The organism is Scytonema sp. NUACC21 (assembly GCF_054684315.1).
The window spans coordinates 1-18,476 of the sequence record NZ_BAAFZH010000077.1 but is presented as its reverse complement, the minus strand read 5'-3'; the positions used below and the strand labels follow the sequence as shown (position 1 = coordinate 18,476).

Sequence of the window (18,476 nt, the reverse complement as noted above, 5' to 3'; positions counted from 1 at the left end):
GAGAAAATTGTCATGAGTTCTATTGAAATAATTGGTGCAATCCTCGGTCTAGTCAGCGTTTGGTTAACTGTCAAAGAAAATATCTGGTGTTGGCCCACGGGCATAGTTATGGTATTTCTTTACATCTTTATTTTTTATGAAGCTCGCCTGTATTCAGATGTCATCTTGCAAGTTATTTATGTTTTCCTGCAAATCTACGGTTGGTATGCTTGGCTTCATGGAGGTAAAAATCGGAGAGAACTGCACGTCACCTCCATCACTCAGTTACAAATCATAATTTGGAGTGGAATTGCAATCGTTGGTACTTTCACCCTTGGTTTTGTCATGCATCGCTACACAGATGCTGCCTTGCCTTACCCCGATGCAGCCATTACCGTTATGAGTCTTATTGCTCAGTGGTTGATGGCAAAGAAAGTGTTAGAGTGCTGGTTAATTTGGATTGTGGTAGATGTGTTGGCGGTTGGAGTCTACGCAGCTAAACAACTCTATCCAACAACTGGGCTTTATACGGTGTTTCTCATTCTAGCGGTGCTGGGGTATTTGACATGGAAAAAGGTTTACAAAAAACAGGCACTGGAATGATACTGGGCAAGTTCATGCCCCCTCATTTAGGACACAAGTATCTTGTTGATTTTGCCCGGAACTATGTCAGTCACCTGACGGTTCTTGTTTGTTCGATTCAATCTGAGCCCATTCCCGGATATCTACGCTACGACTGGATGCGGGAGATGTTTTCAGATGTAGAAGTCGTACACGTTACTGATGAAAATCCCCAAGAACCACAAGAACATCCAGATTTTTGGCAAATTTGGTACGATTCTATCCGTAAAGTATTACCGACCGGGTCAGATTATGTATTTGCTTCAGAAAACTACGGTTGGAAGTTAGCAGAAATTCTTGGAGCAACTTATATTCCTGTAGACCATCCCCGCAACTGGGTGCCCATTTCTGGAACAAAGGTACGGCAAGACCCCATTGCTAATTGGAATTACCTTCCAAGCTGCGTTCGACCTTATTTCGTCCGTCGCATCTGCATTTTTGGTCCCGAATCTACGGGCAAATCAACCTTGGCACAAAACCTGGCTGCTTACTACAACACTGTCTGCGTTGGGGAATATGCTCGCGGGTTGCTAGATTTCAAAGGAGGAAAATGCGATTTTGAAGATATTCCCAAGATTGCCAGAGGTCAAATTGCCTCCGAAGATGCTTTAGCCAGACAAGCAAACCGTCTTTTATTTTGCGATACAGACTTGATTACCACAACCATTTGGAGTGATGTTCTGTTTGGGGAGTGTCCCAAGTGGATTCATGATGAGGCAAACCGACGGCAATATGACCTGTACTTAATGTTAGATGTTGATGTTCCTTGGGTTGATGACAATCAGAGGTATTTAGCCCACATGAGAGAATCGTTTCGCGATCGCTGTATTCAAGAACTCGAATCAAGGGGAAGGCGCTTTGTCATAATCAGAGGTTCCTGGGAAGAACGCTTTCAGACTAGCATTACTGCTGTAGATAGGATATTGCGACAAAAACCCTATTGATAATTTTTACAATAAATGGAGTTTAAATACTTGCTTTAATTTTGTGACAAAAAACCCCGGCTGTCAAACCGAGGGGATACGAGGAATCCAAATGTCGATGGGAGTTACCGATGTTAGAACTGAAAACCTTTTATTAAATTATTAACTTATGTAAATAAACTTAACAAATAATATTACGATTTGTCAACACTAGTTGACAGAAAAAGGTTTTTCTTACTAAACCCACAAACCTATTGAAAGACAAAACACAGCAAGGTACTGTTCTCATCGGAAGTAGGGTGGGCACTGCCCATCGTCCCTAGTCAAGAAGAAGATGTTAAAAATCGCTACATTTCCTCTGAGAACAGGCGCAAATGACCTTTTTGTAGTATTTTTTACCTAAGTGGAAGTAGGGTGGGCACTGCCCACCGTCTCTGATTGAGAACAAGATGTCACAAATCGCTACATTTCCTTTAAGAACAGGCGCAAATGACCTTTTTGTAGTATTTGTCACCTAATCGCAAGTTTAGGTCAAACCCTAGCTTGATGGTTAGCACCAAAACCCATCATTTTATTGGACACTGAAGTGTAGGACACGTGCTGATACCAGTTCACGTTTATCGTGATGCATCTAAATCCCGTAGAGACGCGCTGTTTGAAGCGTCTCTACAAAAAGGTATGTTTCACGTTTAAAGAGAAATGGAATGACCTCCCAAACTTACCCTCAAGACATTAAAATTCCTGAAAAATCCATTGGAAATAATGTAATTACTTATATCCTTACCTTAAAGAATATTAAAAAAATTAGATAACAAATTTTATGGCAGTAGATTTACGAAAATTCTTTGAAGCAACTGACCCCAGCCGGACTCTGGCTGTCAGTAATGTACAGGACAGAAAGTATTACATTGACTTCTCTTCCGTCAGAGGTGGGGACATTATCAACAAACTCAAGCAAAAAATTACATTTTTTAAACCAGATGACCCGACGTGTACGTTGTTCACCGGGCATATTGGTTGCGGGAAATCCACAGAATTGCTGAAGTTGAAATTAGAGTTAGAAGCTCAAGGGTTTCATGTCGTCTATTTTGAGTCGAGTGAAGACTTGGAAATGACTGATGTGGATATTGCTGATGTGTTGCTAGCAATCGCCCGCCGTGTCAGTCAGAGTTTGGAGATGATCGCACTTGATGAACCCAAACGGCTAAAGGAGTTACTGCAGGGTGCGGTGAATGCTTTGAAGGATGGAGACTTGCAAGGAGTAAAATTCAAGGTTCCCCAGGTTGGGGATGTGGGCATTACCTCTGAAAAAGAAAAGTTTACTCTGGCTTTTGGTATTGGGGAAATCACTGCCAAGGCAAAACATGACGCCATGCTGCGCGAAAAACTCAATCAGTATTTAGCACCACAAAAAATCAAGTTGTTAGAAGCGATAAACAGAGAACTCCTAGAACCAGCGATCGCAAAGTTGAAACAACAGGGTAAAAAAGGTCTAATGGTGATTGTGGATAACCTTGACCGCATTGACAACCGTCCCAAACCTTGGGGTCGCCCGCAACAAGAATACCTGTTTGTGGATCAAGGTGAGCATCTGACCAAGCTGAATTGCCATGTGGTCTACACAATGCCACTGGCTTTAAAATTTTCCAATGATTATGGAACTCTGACACAGCAATTTCTTGAAGACCCCAGAGTTTTGCCGATGGTTCCGGTAGCATGGCCTGATGGTAGCCCCCATTATAAGGGTATGGAACTCATGCGACAAATGGTTCTAGCAAGAGCATTTCCCGATTTGCCAGCAGAGGCACGTCTCAAGCACATTCCAGAACTTTTTGATAGCCCTGTAACTTTAGATCGTCTGTGTAAGGTGAGTGGCGGGCACGTCCGCGATTTACTACGACTGCTCAACACATTGATTATGGAAGAGATGCAACTTCCCCTTTCTCTTAACACCTTAGAGAATGTTATTCGCGCCCGTCGCAATGAAATGACAATGCCTATTTCTGATAGTGAGTGGGAATTGTTGCATCATGTTAAAAAAAGGAAAAAAGTCAGCGATGATGACGGATACCAAAAGCTCATCCGCAGTCGATTTGTGTTTGAATATCGAGATGCAGGTGAATCTTGGTTTGATGTCAATCCCATCCTGGCAGAAGCTAAGGAGTTGAGGTAAGTAAGTCGGTAAGGATCGTCCTTAGTCATTTGTCATTTGTCATTAGTAAGGGTTTTAGATGCATTTACATTTTGTAACGTATTTTTGTTTATTCATAACGGCTGACTTAGTAGGAAATTGGGCAATGAGCATTGCAATGAGAAAACCATGTACTACTAACTACTAACCAAATTCATGGAAGAGATGAGTACCAACAACGAACGTTCATTGCAGCAACTTGCTTGGGCAATTGAGGCTTCTGTTGGGCAATTTAAATTGATTCTGGCACGGTGCAATTATGCTAGCTTACGCAATCAGTTGATAGAACGGTTGCGGCAAATATGCAGCGTCGAGATTCGTATTTTGGTTCTTAAAGAATCAGAGAAAACTCTCTTTAGCACAATTCGAGAAGAATTAGGGCATGAAGCCCCAGCTTGCTTAATGGTTTTGGGTTTGGAATCCGTGCAGAATTTTTCCCAAATGCTGATTTCTGCAAATCAAGTGCGTGAGGAGTTTCGCCATCATTTTTCTTTCCCTTTAATCTTATGGATTGACGATGCAACTCACAAGCAATTTATGGAGTTTGCTCCCGATTTTGAAAGTTGGGCAACGACTAGGAATTTTACTATCTCTCAGGAGGTTTTAGCAAACTTTATTAGAGAAACTGCTGGGGAATTATTCGGCAATACTCCTAAATTTAATAGAGATGATTATCTATCGCTAGAAAACGAACTCGAAGCTGCTCAAGGAGAATTACTTGATGATACACAAATTCCTAACGTCGAACTAGAAGTTAATTTAAAAGCTTTATTGGGTTTTGTCAAACAAGTTAATTTTAAAATAGATGATGCTATAGATTGTTATCAAGCGAGCTTGGAACTTTGGCAAAAAACTTCTCATTTTGGACTTCAAGGCAAAACTCTGGAGAATCTTGCTTTTTGCTATTATCTCAAAGCTTTTAAAAAACAGGATGTTCAACATCCCGATTGGCAAAATACACAGCACTGGCTTCGGGAATATTTAAAATTTATTGCTCAAAATAAATGTATCGACCTTATACCTAATATTATTGCAAAATTTGGGGAAATTATCCAGGAAACACCTGAATGCAAACAGTTGCAAAAGCTTGCAGAACAGGCAATTAAACAACATAGAGCGGAAAATAAGCTGATTGAATTATCAAGAGATTGCGGCTTTTTGGCTGAAGTTGCTCTGTTTCAGCAAAAATGGGAAAAGGCGAACACATTAGCTAAAGATGCATTGAAAAATTTAACGGCTATTCCAGAATCGGAGTTGTCAAGTCTATTGAGCGATGTAGATGAGGCTTCTCGAAAAGCTATCATCTCTCGAGATGTGAATTTATATAGATTGATTTTAGCGCGATCGCAATTTCATTTAAATCAACCTTTAGAAGCCATTCACAATTTAGAACTTGCCAAACAAGAACTTAATCCCCAGTTAGATTTAAGTATTTATCTGAATATTCTTAATTTTTTGCAAAAACTTTATCACAAGCAAAAAGAGTATTTGCAAGCTTATGATATCAAGCAAGAACAGTGTTCTGTAGAGCAACAATTTGGATTGAGGGCGTTTATTGGTGCGGGTCGCTTGCAGTCATCCAAACAGGTAAATTTAACTTCCACAAAAGTTTTAGAAATACAAAACTTTCCGTCTCTACAAGAAAACGTTTCACCAGAAATTAGAGCATCAGGTCGTCTTTTAGATGTCGAACGTTTAATAGAACGAATTGGGCGTCACGATTACAAGCTGATTGTAATTCACGGACAATCAGGAGTGGGAAAAAGTTCCCTAGTGAATGCAGGGCTTGTTCCAGCTTTAAAAAAGAAAGCTATTGGCTTTCAAGATAATTTAGTCATTGCAATCCGCGTTTACACAAACTGGGTAGAAGAGTTGGGAAAAATGTTGCCAAATCCGTTGGTCAATCTTTCCAGCCACCCATCCCCATTATTGCTCATTGTGGAACAATTACGGCAATGCAAAACACATAACATCCGTCCAATACTCATTTTCGACCAATTTGAAGAATTCTTCTTTGTTAAGAATGAACCAGCCCAAAGGCAAGAATTCTTTAAATTTTTGAGAGAATGCCTCAAAATTCTGCCATTAAAAGTCATATTATCATTGCGGGAAGATTACTTGCATTATTTGCTGAAATTTAACCGCTTGCAGTCGGGAGACAACCTTCGCATAGATATTCTCAGTGAAAATGTTCTTTATGAATTAGGTAACTTTTCTACCACCGATACAAAGAAAATTATTGCAAATCTAACAGAACGTTCTAATTTTCACTTAGAACCCGATTTGATAGATGAACTTGTTAAAAATTTAGCAGGTGATACAGGGGAAGTACGTCCAATTGAGTTACAAGTGGTAGGAGCACAACTCCAGACAGAAAATATCACAACTTTAGAAAGATATCGAGAGTGCGGGACAAAAGAAGAACTGGTCAATCGCTACTTGCAAGAAGTGGTTCGAGATTGCGGCGAAGAAAACAAGCAAGCAGCAGAATTTGTGCTGTATTTGCTGACAGATGAAAAAGGAACTCGTCCTCTCAAAACACAAGTTGAATTGGAAACAAATTTAAAGGAACTCGCAGGAGATTTAGCAGAAACCAGCAAATTAAATTTGGTGTTGCAGATTTTTGTGAAATCCGGCTTGGTACTGTTCTTACCAGAAAATCCTGCCGACCGCTATCAACTCGTACATGACTATTTAGCAGCGTTTATTCGCCAACAGCAAGAACCAAAATTAACCCAGTTAATGGCAGAACTGGAAAAAGAAAGAAAGCAAAGAAAGCAAAGTGAAGACAAGTTAAATCGGTTGCTCAAACGCGCTTTACTTGGTTCAGTTGCAGCTGGGTTTGTATTGGCTGTTCTAGCTGTTACTGCTTGGCATTCAGCACAGCAAGAAGAACAACAACGAAAACAAGCTGAAATTAACGAAATCAAAGCTCTAGCAAATTCTTCAGAAGCTTTTTCTTCCACAGGGGAAACATTAGGTTCTATAGTAGATGGCATCAAAGCAGGGACAAAACTCAAAAACGCAACTTGGGCAACCCAAGATATTAAGTTACGGGTTGTGGCAACATTACAACAAGCAGTCTACTTACACCCACAAGAACAGCAAACTATAGAAGTTAACACCCTAGAAGGGCATAACAGTTATGTCAATAGCTTGGCGTGGGGTGCTGATGGCAAACAGCTTGCTTCTGGCAGTTCAGACAAAACCATCAAAATCTGGGATGTGACAACGGGCAAACAACTCAGAAACCTTACTGGGCATAACAGTTATGTCAATAGCTTGGCGTGGAGTGCTGATGGCAAACAGCTTGCTTCCGGCAGTTCAGACAAAACCATCAAACTCTGGGATGTGGCAACGAGCAAACAACTCAAAACCCTCTCTGGGCATGACAGTTATGTCAATAGCTTGGCGTGGAGTGCTGATGGCAAACAGCTTGCTTCTGGTAGTTTAGACAACACCATCAAACTTTGGGATGTGGCAACGGGCAAACAACTCAAAACCCTCTCCGGTCATAGCCGTTCTGTCACAAGCGTGGCATGGCGTGGTGATGGCAAACAACTTGCTTCCGCCAGTTGGGACAAAACTATCAAACTCTGGCATGTGGCAACGGGCAAAGAACTCAAAACCCTCATTGGGCATGGCTATTATGTCTATTGACTGAACACATTGAGGCAATTCAAACAAGTTTTGGTGTACTAATCTACCTGGGAGTAGTTGCCACTGCCATAGTCATTTTGTTCCAAACAGTTGCACAGCAATGGATATCTGCCTACGAGGCGGCACTATTCTTCGCTCTAGAACCTGTATTCGGGTCAATTGTCGCATTTCTGCTACTGGGCGAAACCTTTTCAACTCGCAGTTTCATTGGTGCAGCAATGGTGCTAGTTGGAATAATTCTGACTCCGATCCGTCCCAAAATTGACCAAAGAGATCCACAATCCCTACTATTACAGGAAAGTACGGTTTCAGATATGGCGGCACAGCAAGGCGAAGTTTTGGTAGGAGATTGAGGAGGTGTTTTAATTTTTTCTCATACGGTTCTTGCGTAAGTTGTAGCGGCTTCAAAATTCCCCTTGCTATCGAGACGCGTTCAAAGTACAGTTATATCTACTGTCACAATTGAACCTTGCGACTGATTATCTTTAATTGCGATCGCTCCAACCTTCAAGCTGTGAACGGCGAACAAACTTTGGAACCGGATAGCGTTCAATTTCTAGCTGACGTATCCAGTTCTCTAACTTTGCCTGTCCTTTAGGGGCACGTACAACACTTCGACTTCGTTGTCCTACAGGCAAATTCATGATTTTGGCTCGTTAAATTCAATGACAATATACCACTTTTGGGAGAAGATCGGCACCCTTGGTTCTATGAGGAATATAACGTCTACCGCAGTCAGCTAACGGTGATAGGTGCTCGCCACTATCGGTAACCACTAACCCCTCACAAAATCCTTGCCTTCAAAGCAAATCTTCCCAAGTTCTTAACTTTTTCCATATACAGTCAAGTTACAAGCATCAAAAAGAAGCCTATCAAACGGTAACCAATGACAAATGACCAAGACAAAATCTTAGTTATGCCACATCGAACTAAAATGCCTGGTAATAAATCCTTTTTTTCTTGTTCTAACACCGCGATCGCAGCAATTGGAACCGCAATAGTAGTGGGAATTTTGATTGATGTTAGCGTAAATACCGTTGCTAATTCCAGTCTAGATAATGTTGCTAGTAGCACCTATATTGCAGTTCTGCGCCAGATGCTGATGTTTGCATGCAATATGGAGCAAGTGCCATTGTCACAGATGCTTGCATCTTTATGCCCATCCTATATGTAATTTAAAAATCAAATAGGATGGTCATATGCTAATAATATATCTTGGTTATAGATATCTTATCAGTTATTTTTTTAATTTTTAATATAGGGCTAATTTTATAATATTTAATACAAATTAGTTTTAAAGTTAAAAGTTGTTAATTGAATGTTGAAAGAACAAATTAGCTATAGGAAATTATGACGATGAGGAAGTCAATAAAATCCCTGACTGGAGCCAATAGCAATAAGACAGAAATTTACTCTCAAGATATTATACGTTCTTATCTTAAAGAAATTGGACGCATACCTCTGTTAACTCAAGAGCAAGAGACTTCTTTGTCTACAAAAGTTCAGGAGATGATGAAATTGTTAGCTGTTAAGGAAAGGCTGGCTATTAAATTAGAACATGAACCAACAGTAGAAGAGTGGGCTGATAAAATGAATCTGAGCCCAGAAATACTGCTTGATATGCTTCATAAAGGTCAAAAAGCCAAACAGAAAATGATTCAGGCTAATCTCCGGCTTGTGGTGGCAGTTGCAAAGAAATATCAAAGACGCAACATGGATTTGCTCGATTTAATTCAAGAAGGTACTTTAGGGCTGGAGCGGGGAATTGAGAAATTTGACCCTAATAAAGGGTACAAACTTTCAACCTATGCTTACTGGTGGATACGTCAGGGAATTACACGGGCAATCGCCCAACAAGGACGTACAATTCGATTGCCCATTCATATTGTTGAAAAGCTAAACAAAATAAAGCAAGTTCAGCAAGAATTATCTCAAACATTAGGCAGGCTTCCTACGACTGCAGAAGTAGCACACGCCCTTTCCTTAGAGCCCGGTCAAATTCGAGATTTTATACAGTTTTCTCGCCGACCCATTTCTTTAGAGGTACGAGTAGGACCGGAACGCGACACCGAATTGCAAGAAATTTTAGAAGATGAAACCAATTCTCCTTTTAATTATGTTGTTGAAAAATCTCTCAGCCAAGACCTTCAAACCCTATTATCAAAACTGTCTTCCCAACAAAAGGAAGTCATATGTTTGCGCTTTGGTTTTACAAATGAGCATGAGCTTTCTTTGGCAGAGATTGGTCAACGTATGGGTATTAGTCGTGAACGAGTACGACAAATAGAGATGCAAGCTTTGAATGTCTTACGTATCAATCAAGATAAGATAAGAGGTTATTTAGCTAGCTAAGCTTGAGAACCCAACAGATTCTACCGCTAATACCATTTCACGAAAATCCTGATACATATGTAATTGCTGTAGGAGCTTTCGGCCGAGAGCCCCTACCCACGTATTTGTATCACTAAAAAAGTGAATTAGTATAACTCATATAAGCGGCAGATACTATTAAAAAAACAGTTTTTTATTGAAAAAATTCTTTGAGACTCCCGTCAAATAAGTTCAGGACTGAAGCGATAAAGTTAATTCAGCACATATTTTTCTACGAAATTAGTATAAACTGAACGTGTCGAAAAATCAGGTTTGCGATCGCTCCAACACAATTTTCAAGATATATTTTCCAGAAGTTCCGGAAACTCAAATACTCAAGCTGTATGAACATTTAAGCACCGTCATTTTCATTACGCTCAGGTAATTACGAATTAGTAATTATTGGTCAACTCGTTATGTTCGAGGCGACTCCAGTCAAAATTTTGAAGGTCTACACTTTAGCCATACCATAATAACTAATGACTAAGAACTTTCAAATTCAATTAAGTTGGAAAGATCCAGTGACAGGAGAACAGAGAGAACCAAATTTAAGTTTACCCATAGCTTTGGGTCGAGAGTTCTCTTATATGCCAGTCGAACTTAAGGGAAAACGCGTTGCACGCATGCTGCTTAAGAGTAACCAAGTTTCTCGCTACCATGCCTTTCCACTATTCATAGTGTATTTATTTAGTAAACTACTTGCATCACCTAATAGGAAAAGCATTGGAATATACGAGCCAATAGATGGAATACTTTTAGGAACGGCATCTGCAACTGGATTTGCCTTAGTAGAGACCATGATGGACGTGCATGAAGAAATTTAAAAGAGTGGTCCATTCGCAGGGTTAACACTTTTAATTCCCCAAATTTTAGGAGATATTTCCGGACAGGGATGAGAAGGTTGGGTTGCGGTTTTACGGGCTGAATCAATTTGCTCTCTGGCTATTGCAGCAGTTTCTTTGGCCCTTTGCATATTTTTCCTTCATTCGTTCATTCCAATGAACTTCGTCTAAACCAAGTCAGCGATCGCATATATAATAATAAGTCATATTAAGTCCGGTTAATTAGTTATTATTAAACGCTCTGTGCAAAAACTGGAAAACCCGTCCCCCATCTCCCCATCTCCTCATCTGCCTTAATGATAAGTCTTTACGCGGACATGATATCACAGTATTTATAACTACATTTTTATCCATATCAGTGAGAACAACTACACCAATATTGTCTTAAGGCAGTAAAGTTACTCTTACTGAAAATCCATCAATATTCCTGCCATGCGGAATTAACTGATGACCTCCATCGTCAATGCAACGCTTCTAAGCGATTGTTTAGATGGAAATGCAGATTTTACAGCTATTGAGGACTTACTAGCCTGGTTGGAAGCAAATCAAACAGCATAAGGTAAGCTGTTGGAAGATTTTACTTAGTTTGGGTGCAGGTTATTAGAACTGCTACTGGATACTATCAAGCATGGTAGAAGACACGGTTTTAGGCTCAAAGAAACGGTTAGCAGGGCGGGCAAGTCCCAGGTTGTCGCGCAGCGTCTTGCCCTCGTAGTCCTGGCGGAAGATTCCACGTTGTTGGAGTTCTGGCACAACCTTGTCTACAAAATCGTCCAGCCCTTGAGGAAGAAAAGGGAACATGATGTTAAAGCCGTCAGATCCTTCCTCGGTGAGCCATTGCTCCATCTCATCAGCGATGGTTTTGGGCGTACCGACAAAGGCAAGACCTCCGTAACTGCCAATGCGTTGAGCTAGCTGTCGAATAGTCAGATTATCGCGTTGAGAAAGCGTTACAATTCGTTCTCGTGCGCTTTGACTGGCGTTAGTCTGCGGGATTTCTGGCAGCGGACCGTCCGGATCGAAGCCAGAGACATCGTAGCCAAGTGCGCTATTCAGACTGCCAATTCCGCTTTCATAATGTACCAGACTGTCTAGATGGGCACGCTTGGCAATTGCTGCTTCCACAGTTTCACCCACGATGACCAAGGCACCTGGAAGAATTTTGATGGTTTCTGGGTCACGTCCTATTGCCCGCGCACGACCCTTAACGTCGGCAAAGAAAACCTTGCCAGCGTCCAGACTGCTGGCAGATGCAAACACGACTTCGGCGGTTTCGGCAGCCAACTGACGCCCTGCTTCGGATGAACCCGCCTGGACGATTACAGGCCAACCCTGGACAGGTCTGGCGATGTTCAATGGTCCCCGCACTGAGAGATATTTTCCCCGATGACCCAGAACGTGAATTTTTTCGGGATCGACATAAATCCCTGATTCCACATCCCGGATGAATGCATCATCAGCGAAGGACTCCCAAAGACCCGTTACAACATCATAAAATTCTCTAGCCCGTGCGTAGCGCTGGTCATGCTCAATTTCCTCAGATAAGCCGAAGTTAAGCGCTGCGTCGGGATTGGCTGTGGTCACTATGTTCCAGCCTGCACGACCACCGCTGATATGATCTAAAGACGCAAAGCGGCGAGCAATGTGGTAAGGTGCGTCATAGGTTGTGGAAGCCGTAGCTATCAGCCCGATATGTTCGGTAATGGTTGCGAGGGCAGAAAGCAGGGTGAAAGGCTCAAATGAGGTGACAGTGTGGCTGCGCTTCAAGGCGTTGAGCGGCATATTGAGTAGCGCTAGGTGATCGGCCATAAAGAATGCGTCGAACTTGCCCTGCTCTAGTTTCTGGATAAATCGTTTCAGCGCCGGAAAGTTGAAATTGGCATCAGGCAAAGCCCCAGGATAGCGCCAAGCACCTGTGTGTATACTGACAGGGCGCATGAAAGCACCCAGTTTCAATTGCTTCTTACCGCTCATTTGCCCTCCGTAGGTATGGTTTTAAATAAGGAGCATATACTACGGTAAACTGGTATGTAACTAGTATTATTAACTATTTTTGGTAGTTTACTACCCTCCAAATCATACAAGTCCTGTGAGGTTGGCATCTCTACCCGTCCAAGTATACCTTACTAAAATAAAGTATGCTGTATTACATTGTAGAAGATGAAAGAATAATTTCCAAACCGTATTGAGGAGCAGTTACTACTAATTTCTCAATGTCTGCTGGGGTGAGGTGTATGGTTCATGTTTGGAATTGAGGCAATCGCTGTGAAATATAAGTCCAGAGCAAAGGCACTTGGTTTGTTAAATACCAGGCTCAAATTATTTATTTCCATTATAGTTGCTGTATTAGTATACACATTGCTATTAAGAACCCTTCTGCGCCCAGCAACCTCTATACTTATTGCTTGGAACTCAGGTGCAATTTGCTTCATAGTTTTAATGTTTTTAATGATACTTCAAGCCACACCGGAAAAAATGCAACTTTTAGCTAAGCGCCAGTATCAAAAGCGATGGGCTTTAATGATATTTGTTATATGTGCAGCTTGTAGTAGCTTACTAGCCATCATTTATATGCTTGCAGATACAAAAGGATTGTCAGAGTCTTTTAAGGCTCTGCACGTCATATTAGCAGGAGTAACAGTCATTAGTTCCTGGGTACTGATACACACGATCTTTGCTTTGCGATATGCACATATGTATTACCACAGGGTAGAAAGCCGTGCAAATTCCAGGAATGAATCTGCTGGAGGTTTAGATTTTCCTGACGAAGAACAACCAGATTACTGGGACTTTTTATATTTTTCCTTTATTATTGGCATGACTTGTCAGGTTTCCGACGTTGCTGTGCGATCGAGCAGCATGAGACGCTTGACTCTGGCACACAGTATATTAACATTTTTTTTTAACACAATTATTTTGGCGCTTAGTATTAATATCATAGCAGGGCTTATTTGACGTCTTCCCAATCAATGGAACGGCATAGGTGTAGCTATCCGTGAATTAGACAGTTCTTTGGCGTCAGATGAATGATGCAATGAACAATGTTGGGTTTCGTTTGTCAACAATGTTGTTGGGTTTTGTTTCTCATGTTGGGTTTCGTTTGTCAACAATGTTGTTGGGTTTTGTTGTTTAATGTTGGGTTTCGTTCCTCAACCCAACCTACAGTTTTATCTGACGGTATTGGGGTATGGGAGTTGCAATCATACGCATTTTTCCTGGTGCGGCAAAAGTCATACCACGGCGCACGGGGCGCACGGGACGCTTATCAACTCGGGATACCTGAAAGCGTGAGAGAACTGTTGCTAATACCAACTTCATTTCATACTGAGCGAATGCCAACCCAATACAGCGACGATTCCCGCCACCAAAGGGCATATATTCGTATGGGGAAAATTGCTTCTCCAAAAAGCGTTCTGGTCTAAACTGCTTTGGCTGTGGGTAAACTTGTTTCCTATGGTGTGCTAAATAGATATTGGGAATTATAATAGCTCCCACTGGTAAGTCATAACCCATAATTTTAATGGGCGATCGCACAATGCGAGGCAACGCACTCATTACAATGGGGTAAATTCGCAAGGTTTCTTGGCAGACTGCTGTGAGATAAGGCAATTTTGTCACAGCAGTTGGATCTGGGTTGCTACCAAGGGTGCCCAGTTCCTCTAGCAATTTGTCACCCACTTCTGGCAGGAAGTCAATCCAATAAAACGCCCATGCTAATGCCGAAGCAGTTGTTTCGTGCCCAGCTACTAGCATCGTCATTAACTCATCGCGCAACTCTCTATCTGTCATCGGCTGACCGTCTTCATCACGCGCAGACATCATTAAACTCAAAACGTCTTGCCGATTTTGCTCCGATTCCGTTCTTCTTTCTTGAATTAAAGCATAGATAAGGGTGTCAATTTTTTGTATTTGGCGCAAAACCCAACCCCACGGGCTCCAAGCACCTAAATCTTTCTGGAAAATTTCAAAGAATGTGACGGTGGTCATGAAAGGGGAACCAAGGAAATCCATTACGGAACTGAGAAGCTGCCGAAGTTCTTGTAAGCGTGGTCCCTCATCTAAACCAAAGACCACCCTTAAAATCACTCGCAGGGATATTTCTTGCATTGATGTCCGGATAACCAAAGGTTTACCCATTTTCCAGGAGTCGATAACTTGGTGCGTGACTTCACAGATAGTATCACCGTAAGCCCGCATGCGATCGCCATGCAGTGGAGGCGTTAAAAGTTGACGTTCACGCTGGTGTCGTTCTCCGTCAAGTAATAGTAGAGAATTGCTTCCCATCAAAAATTCCAAACCCTGGTTTCCTCGTCCAGCATCTGAATTGGCATCACCGGCAAAAATTTGTTGAAGTGCTTGGGGTTGAGTGAAATACACGATAGGAGTCCCTTTTGCACCCCATACTGTAAAACTATCCCCGTAGGTTTTGGCTAATCCTTCTACATATTCCAATGGTTGAAAAATAAATTTCATCAACCTGACAAAGAGAGGAATTTGAGGACCATCAGGCAGATTGTAAGTTCCTTGCATAAGCACATTATGGAATGGAATGCATCTTGATTCTACATCTTGTGGAGTAAATACGTCTGAAGTGCCAATTCTTAACAAAAACTATCGTCACTTTAACGATAACAGGTTACGATTTAAGAGTGGTGGTTATGTCTCCTTTAGAGCCAGAATACCGCCTTTTGTCTTAAGAGGAAAAAGGTCATGGAGGAAATTTTGCAACAAGAAGCACAGAAATTCTCACCTTGGGATGGTGAACCTACTATTGAAATCACTGCAACTGCAGTGACTTCAACCTATGACAATTCCTCCATTCCTTTAGAAGCTCCTGTAAATGCGAAAGATTCTAACTTGGAAGCAACAGTCAAAGAATTGAGAGAGGCTTTGGAAAAATCACGTAAAAATGAAGCTGCTCTCCAACAAGAGATTATTAATTTACAATCAGCTTTATCCGAGCAAAAAGAATTGTCAGAAAGACTTAAAAAAGAAGTTGAAGATGCAAAGAATGCAGCAATATATTTAGCACAGGCTAATTCCCAGCTAACGGAACAGGTGAAAGTAAATGCTTCCAAACCAGAAGTTGTTTCCAAACCTGCAACTGTTTCCAAACCTGAAATTGTTTCCAAACCTGCAACTGTTTCCAAACCTGCAACTGTTTCCAAACCTGAAATTGTTCCAAAACCAGGAAAGGATACTTTCCAATCTGCGGCTAGATACAAAAAATCCTACTCAACTCCTACCTATACTCCCAAAAAAATGCCTGAAAATTCAGCAGGAGAGTCTGCTGAAAATACTAATTCTCAAATGTGGTTGCTGGATTAATAAGCGAAATCGATCTGAATAGCAGATGAGTGGTTGATGGGAGTGCTAAGCAAAGTTAAAAATGGTGGGCAGTGCCCACCCTACTACTTAAATGTGGTTGCTGGATTAATAAGCGAAATCGATCTGAATAGCAGATGAGTGGTTGATGGGAGTGCTAAGCGAAGTTAAAAATGGTGGGCAGTGCCCACCCTACTACTTAAATGTGGTTGCTGGATTAATAAGCGAAATCAATCTGAATAGCAGATGAGTGGTTGATGAGAGTGCTAAGCGAAGTTAAAAATGGTGGGCAGTGCCCACCCTACTGTTTTAGAATATAGTTTACTGAAATTCTAAAATGTGTTGGGCAGTAATTTGTGGCTGTTCTAAATGGGGTACATGACCGCAATCTTTAATCCAGACAAGTTTGCTATTTGGAATAGCTAGCTTGAATCTCTGAGCATCTTTAGTACCCAAAATGCGGTCAGAATCACCCCATAAAATGAGGGTTGGTTGCACAATTTTTGATAATTTTTTAAATCTAAAAGCGCTATAGCCACCACTTTTTGTAAAAGCAATCAAAGCTTTGTTCCAGTTAGAGCATTCGAGGTGTAGTGCCGCACATAATTGGGCATCAATTGATGCTAATGCTTTATTTTTGTATGCAGCGCGGGAAATACTAGCCCTTACTTTGGGATTGCGTAGAAACTCAGACGCCAAATAATCCAAGGGTGGAAACATAAATTTGGCTAGTGGCGAACCACCTATTAAACCCGCGCTGTCAATTAACACCAGCTTTTGAACAACTTCTGGATACGTCAGGGTAAAATCAATAGCGGCTGCTCCTCCCATCGAAGCGCCTACCAAAATGACAGGTTGGTTAATTAGGGTTTTCCAGAAATAATACAGATGAGTTTTGATAGCATTGGGGCTAAACTTGATTTCTGGTGGTCTGTCTGTAAAGCCAAATCCCAACAAATCTACTGCCCAAGTCTCATTTTGCAGCGCCAGTAAGGGCAAGAGCCGACGGAACTCTAATACGGAACCATCAAAGCCGTGAATCAATAGCAAGGGCGTACCTCCACTACCTTGACGTACATAGGTTGTCGTCACGGGTTGTGCAGCGAGGGGGGTTGCGATCGCTATCTGCTCGATCGCTTGAGCAAGGGCAACTGAAGTGGTTTCTGTGAGTTGCCCAACGGTGATAGGTAGAAAATTTGGAAACATATGTTTCATTCTACCTTACGTGGTACGGATCGAGTATTTTGTTAGAAATTTTCTTGCCCTAGCTTATAACTAACCACAGCATAACAAAACTCTAAAAGTTCGTCCTCTTGAAAATCTCTCTTTGCAAAGTTAGCCATCACGCTAACAAATTGTACATTTCCTGGAATATAACCGAGTGCAGAGTTTATCCTATCTAGGCTGGCTGTTCTTGGATGTAGCTGATGACTGTTCCAGTGAGCAGTTGTTTCAGGATTATCTAATTTCCACCCAGTATAAGGGCATCTTCCATCCTGCTTTTCCCAAAGTTCCTTGAGATATTCCAGTGTAATAGTACATATCCTGCCATGAGTTTTTACGCGTCTTCTTGCTAATTTTAAATGCTGGCGAAAGGGTGAGTATTCATCTCTGCGATTATTTGAAAACAAATTATAAGAAATATTAGGAGCTGCATCACCAATTAAATTTTCAATACTTAGCTTTTTATATTTATATACGTTGTAACAGAAATCAATCAAATCTTCTTCTGAGAAAGCGTTCTTAGCAAAATTAGCAATTACAGCAACAAATTGTATGTTACTCGTTGTATAGCCTTGAGCAGAATCTATACGATCTACACTGGCTCTATTAATGGTTAAAGCTGTACTCTGATAATCAGTTGTGGAAGGTAAAAGAACCAATTTCCAGCCTGTAAGAGGGCAAATGCCTTTTTGGTTTTCCCACAATAACTTTAAGTCTGTCAGTGTTACAGAACATTCGTTCTTTCTCCGTTTGGCAGACTTTTTCATGACTTTTAAATGATATCTAAATGGTGAAAAGTCATCTCTTCTGATAATGTCTCTTAAGTGAGAAGTAGCTCTATTTATCTTACCTTTACCTAGCCCTCTGTATTGTGCATGGCATTTCAAAGAACAAAAATGAGGTCTTCCTAACTTTTGACTTCTATGAAACTCTGCTAGTGGTTTAGTAAACTCTTTGCCACAGGTCGGGTTGTAGCAAGCAACAACTACTTTGGACATATCCTTATAAAACAAAATCCGCCAACACATGATAGTGTAAGGCGGATTCTTGGTCTCTTATTAGCTGTTAGTGGATCCGAGCAGAGTCGAACTGCTGTCCAGACTGGGTATTGACCCCCCGCTCGTTCACAGGTTTAGCCTTTCTTACCCTCAAGGCGGGGAACGTTCTTTATCCCGAACGGTAGGATGCTCTGATTAAGTCTTAGCTAGCAAGTCAACCAGAGAATACTGCTAGCGCATCCGTTGGGGTTTGCCTCTAGCCCTTAACGGAGTCAGACTAGAAGCGCTCGAACCAGTTAGAGGTTATTAGGCAGCTACTAGAGCTTGCTTACGAGCAAAAGGA

General features: G+C 41.4%; 15 protein-coding genes and 1 pseudogene. 10 read left to right on the top strand and 6 right to left on the bottom strand.

Annotated features, from left to right (window positions below; translation table 11 throughout):
- Positions 1-12 precede the first annotated feature (12 nt).
- The 5 genes from pnuC (at position 13) to ACYRY3_RS16170 (ending at position 7,727) form a co-directional block, all read left to right on the top strand.
- The gene (gene pnuC / locus ACYRY3_RS16190) at positions 13-582 is read left to right on the top strand and encodes a nicotinamide riboside transporter PnuC (RefSeq protein WP_460202659.1); all 570 of its coding nucleotides are present in this window, start codon (positions 13-15) and stop codon (positions 580-582) included.
- A complete protein-coding gene (locus ACYRY3_RS16185; protein ID WP_460202658.1) occupies positions 546-1,544 on the top strand; it encodes an AAA family ATPase in 999 nt (332 codons plus the stop codon). Before pnuC ends, ACYRY3_RS16185 begins: the two co-directional genes overlap by 37 nt.
- 799 nt (positions 1,545-2,343) lie before the next feature.
- Positions 2,344-3,696: an ATP-binding protein gene (locus tag ACYRY3_RS16180; protein WP_460202657.1), complete on the top strand. Its 1,353-nt coding sequence runs from the start codon at positions 2,344-2,346 to the stop codon at positions 3,694-3,696.
- A 174-nt stretch (positions 3,697-3,870) separates the two neighbouring features.
- Positions 3,871-7,374: an nSTAND1 domain-containing NTPase gene (locus ACYRY3_RS16175; protein ID WP_460202656.1), complete on the top strand. Its 3,504-nt coding sequence runs from the start codon at positions 3,871-3,873 to the stop codon at positions 7,372-7,374.
- Positions 7,371-7,727, top strand: coding sequence for an EamA family transporter (locus tag ACYRY3_RS16170; protein ID WP_460202655.1), 357 nt, complete (start codon positions 7,371-7,373; stop codon positions 7,725-7,727). The genes ACYRY3_RS16175 and ACYRY3_RS16170 overlap by 4 nt, the downstream gene beginning before the upstream one ends.
- A 132-nt stretch (positions 7,728-7,859) precedes the next feature.
- On the opposite strand, the gene ACYRY3_RS16165 is transcribed toward ACYRY3_RS16170, so the two are convergent.
- Entirely contained in the window at positions 7,860-8,018 is a 159-nt protein-coding gene (locus tag ACYRY3_RS16165) for a hypothetical protein (protein ID WP_460202654.1), read from the bottom strand.
- Between the two features lie 466 nt (positions 8,019-8,484).
- Between ACYRY3_RS16165 and ACYRY3_RS16160 the strand changes: the two genes are divergently transcribed.
- The 3 genes and pseudogenes from ACYRY3_RS16160 to ACYRY3_RS16150 all read left to right on the top strand — a co-directional run.
- Positions 8,485-8,553: a hypothetical protein gene (locus tag ACYRY3_RS16160; RefSeq protein ID WP_460202724.1), complete on the top strand. Its 69-nt coding sequence runs from the start codon at positions 8,485-8,487 to the stop codon at positions 8,551-8,553.
- Between the two features lie 177 nt (positions 8,554-8,730).
- The gene (locus ACYRY3_RS16155) at positions 8,731-9,726 is read left to right on the top strand and encodes an RpoD/SigA family RNA polymerase sigma factor (protein ID WP_460202653.1); all 996 of its coding nucleotides are present in this window, start codon (positions 8,731-8,733) and stop codon (positions 9,724-9,726) included.
- A gap of 497 nt (positions 9,727-10,223) precedes the next feature.
- Positions 10,224-10,406 (top strand): annotated as a pseudogene (locus tag ACYRY3_RS16150) (hypothetical protein); the annotation flags it as partial.
- Between the two features lie 158 nt (positions 10,407-10,564).
- Here ACYRY3_RS16150 and ACYRY3_RS16145 read toward each other — a convergent pair.
- Positions 10,565-10,717: a hypothetical protein gene (locus ACYRY3_RS16145; RefSeq protein ID WP_460202652.1), complete on the bottom strand. Its 153-nt coding sequence runs from the start codon at positions 10,715-10,717 to the stop codon at positions 10,565-10,567.
- Between the two features lie 478 nt (positions 10,718-11,195).
- On the bottom strand, positions 11,196-12,560 hold the full coding sequence (locus ACYRY3_RS16140; protein ID WP_460202651.1) for an LLM class flavin-dependent oxidoreductase: 1,365 nt from the start codon (positions 12,558-12,560) through the stop codon (positions 11,196-11,198).
- A gap of 267 nt (positions 12,561-12,827) precedes the next feature.
- On the opposite strand from ACYRY3_RS16140, the gene ACYRY3_RS16135 reads away from it, so the two are divergent.
- Positions 12,828-13,541 (top strand): DUF1345 domain-containing protein, encoded by a 714-nt coding sequence (locus ACYRY3_RS16135; RefSeq protein WP_460202650.1) that lies wholly within the window; start codon positions 12,828-12,830, stop codon positions 13,539-13,541.
- A gap of 204 nt (positions 13,542-13,745) precedes the next feature.
- Here the strand turns inward: ACYRY3_RS16135 and ACYRY3_RS16130 are convergent, their stop codons facing one another.
- Positions 13,746-15,116 (bottom strand): cytochrome P450, encoded by a 1,371-nt coding sequence (locus tag ACYRY3_RS16130; RefSeq protein WP_460202649.1) that lies wholly within the window; start codon positions 15,114-15,116, stop codon positions 13,746-13,748.
- A gap of 180 nt (positions 15,117-15,296) precedes the next feature.
- Here ACYRY3_RS16130 and ACYRY3_RS16125 point away from each other — a divergent pair, with 180 nt between their 5' ends.
- Positions 15,297-15,914: a hypothetical protein gene (locus tag ACYRY3_RS16125; protein WP_460202648.1), complete on the top strand. Its 618-nt coding sequence runs from the start codon at positions 15,297-15,299 to the stop codon at positions 15,912-15,914.
- Between the two features lie 318 nt (positions 15,915-16,232).
- Here ACYRY3_RS16125 and ACYRY3_RS16120 read toward each other — a convergent pair whose 3' ends face one another.
- Positions 16,233-17,117, bottom strand: a complete 885-nt coding sequence (locus ACYRY3_RS16120) for an alpha/beta fold hydrolase (RefSeq protein ID WP_460202647.1) — start codon at positions 17,115-17,117, stop codon at positions 16,233-16,235.
- Positions 17,118-17,158: 41 nt separating this feature from the next.
- On the bottom strand, positions 17,159-18,133 hold the full coding sequence (locus ACYRY3_RS16115; protein ID WP_460202646.1) for a hypothetical protein: 975 nt from the start codon (positions 18,131-18,133) through the stop codon (positions 17,159-17,161).
- Positions 18,134-18,476 lie beyond the last annotated feature (343 nt).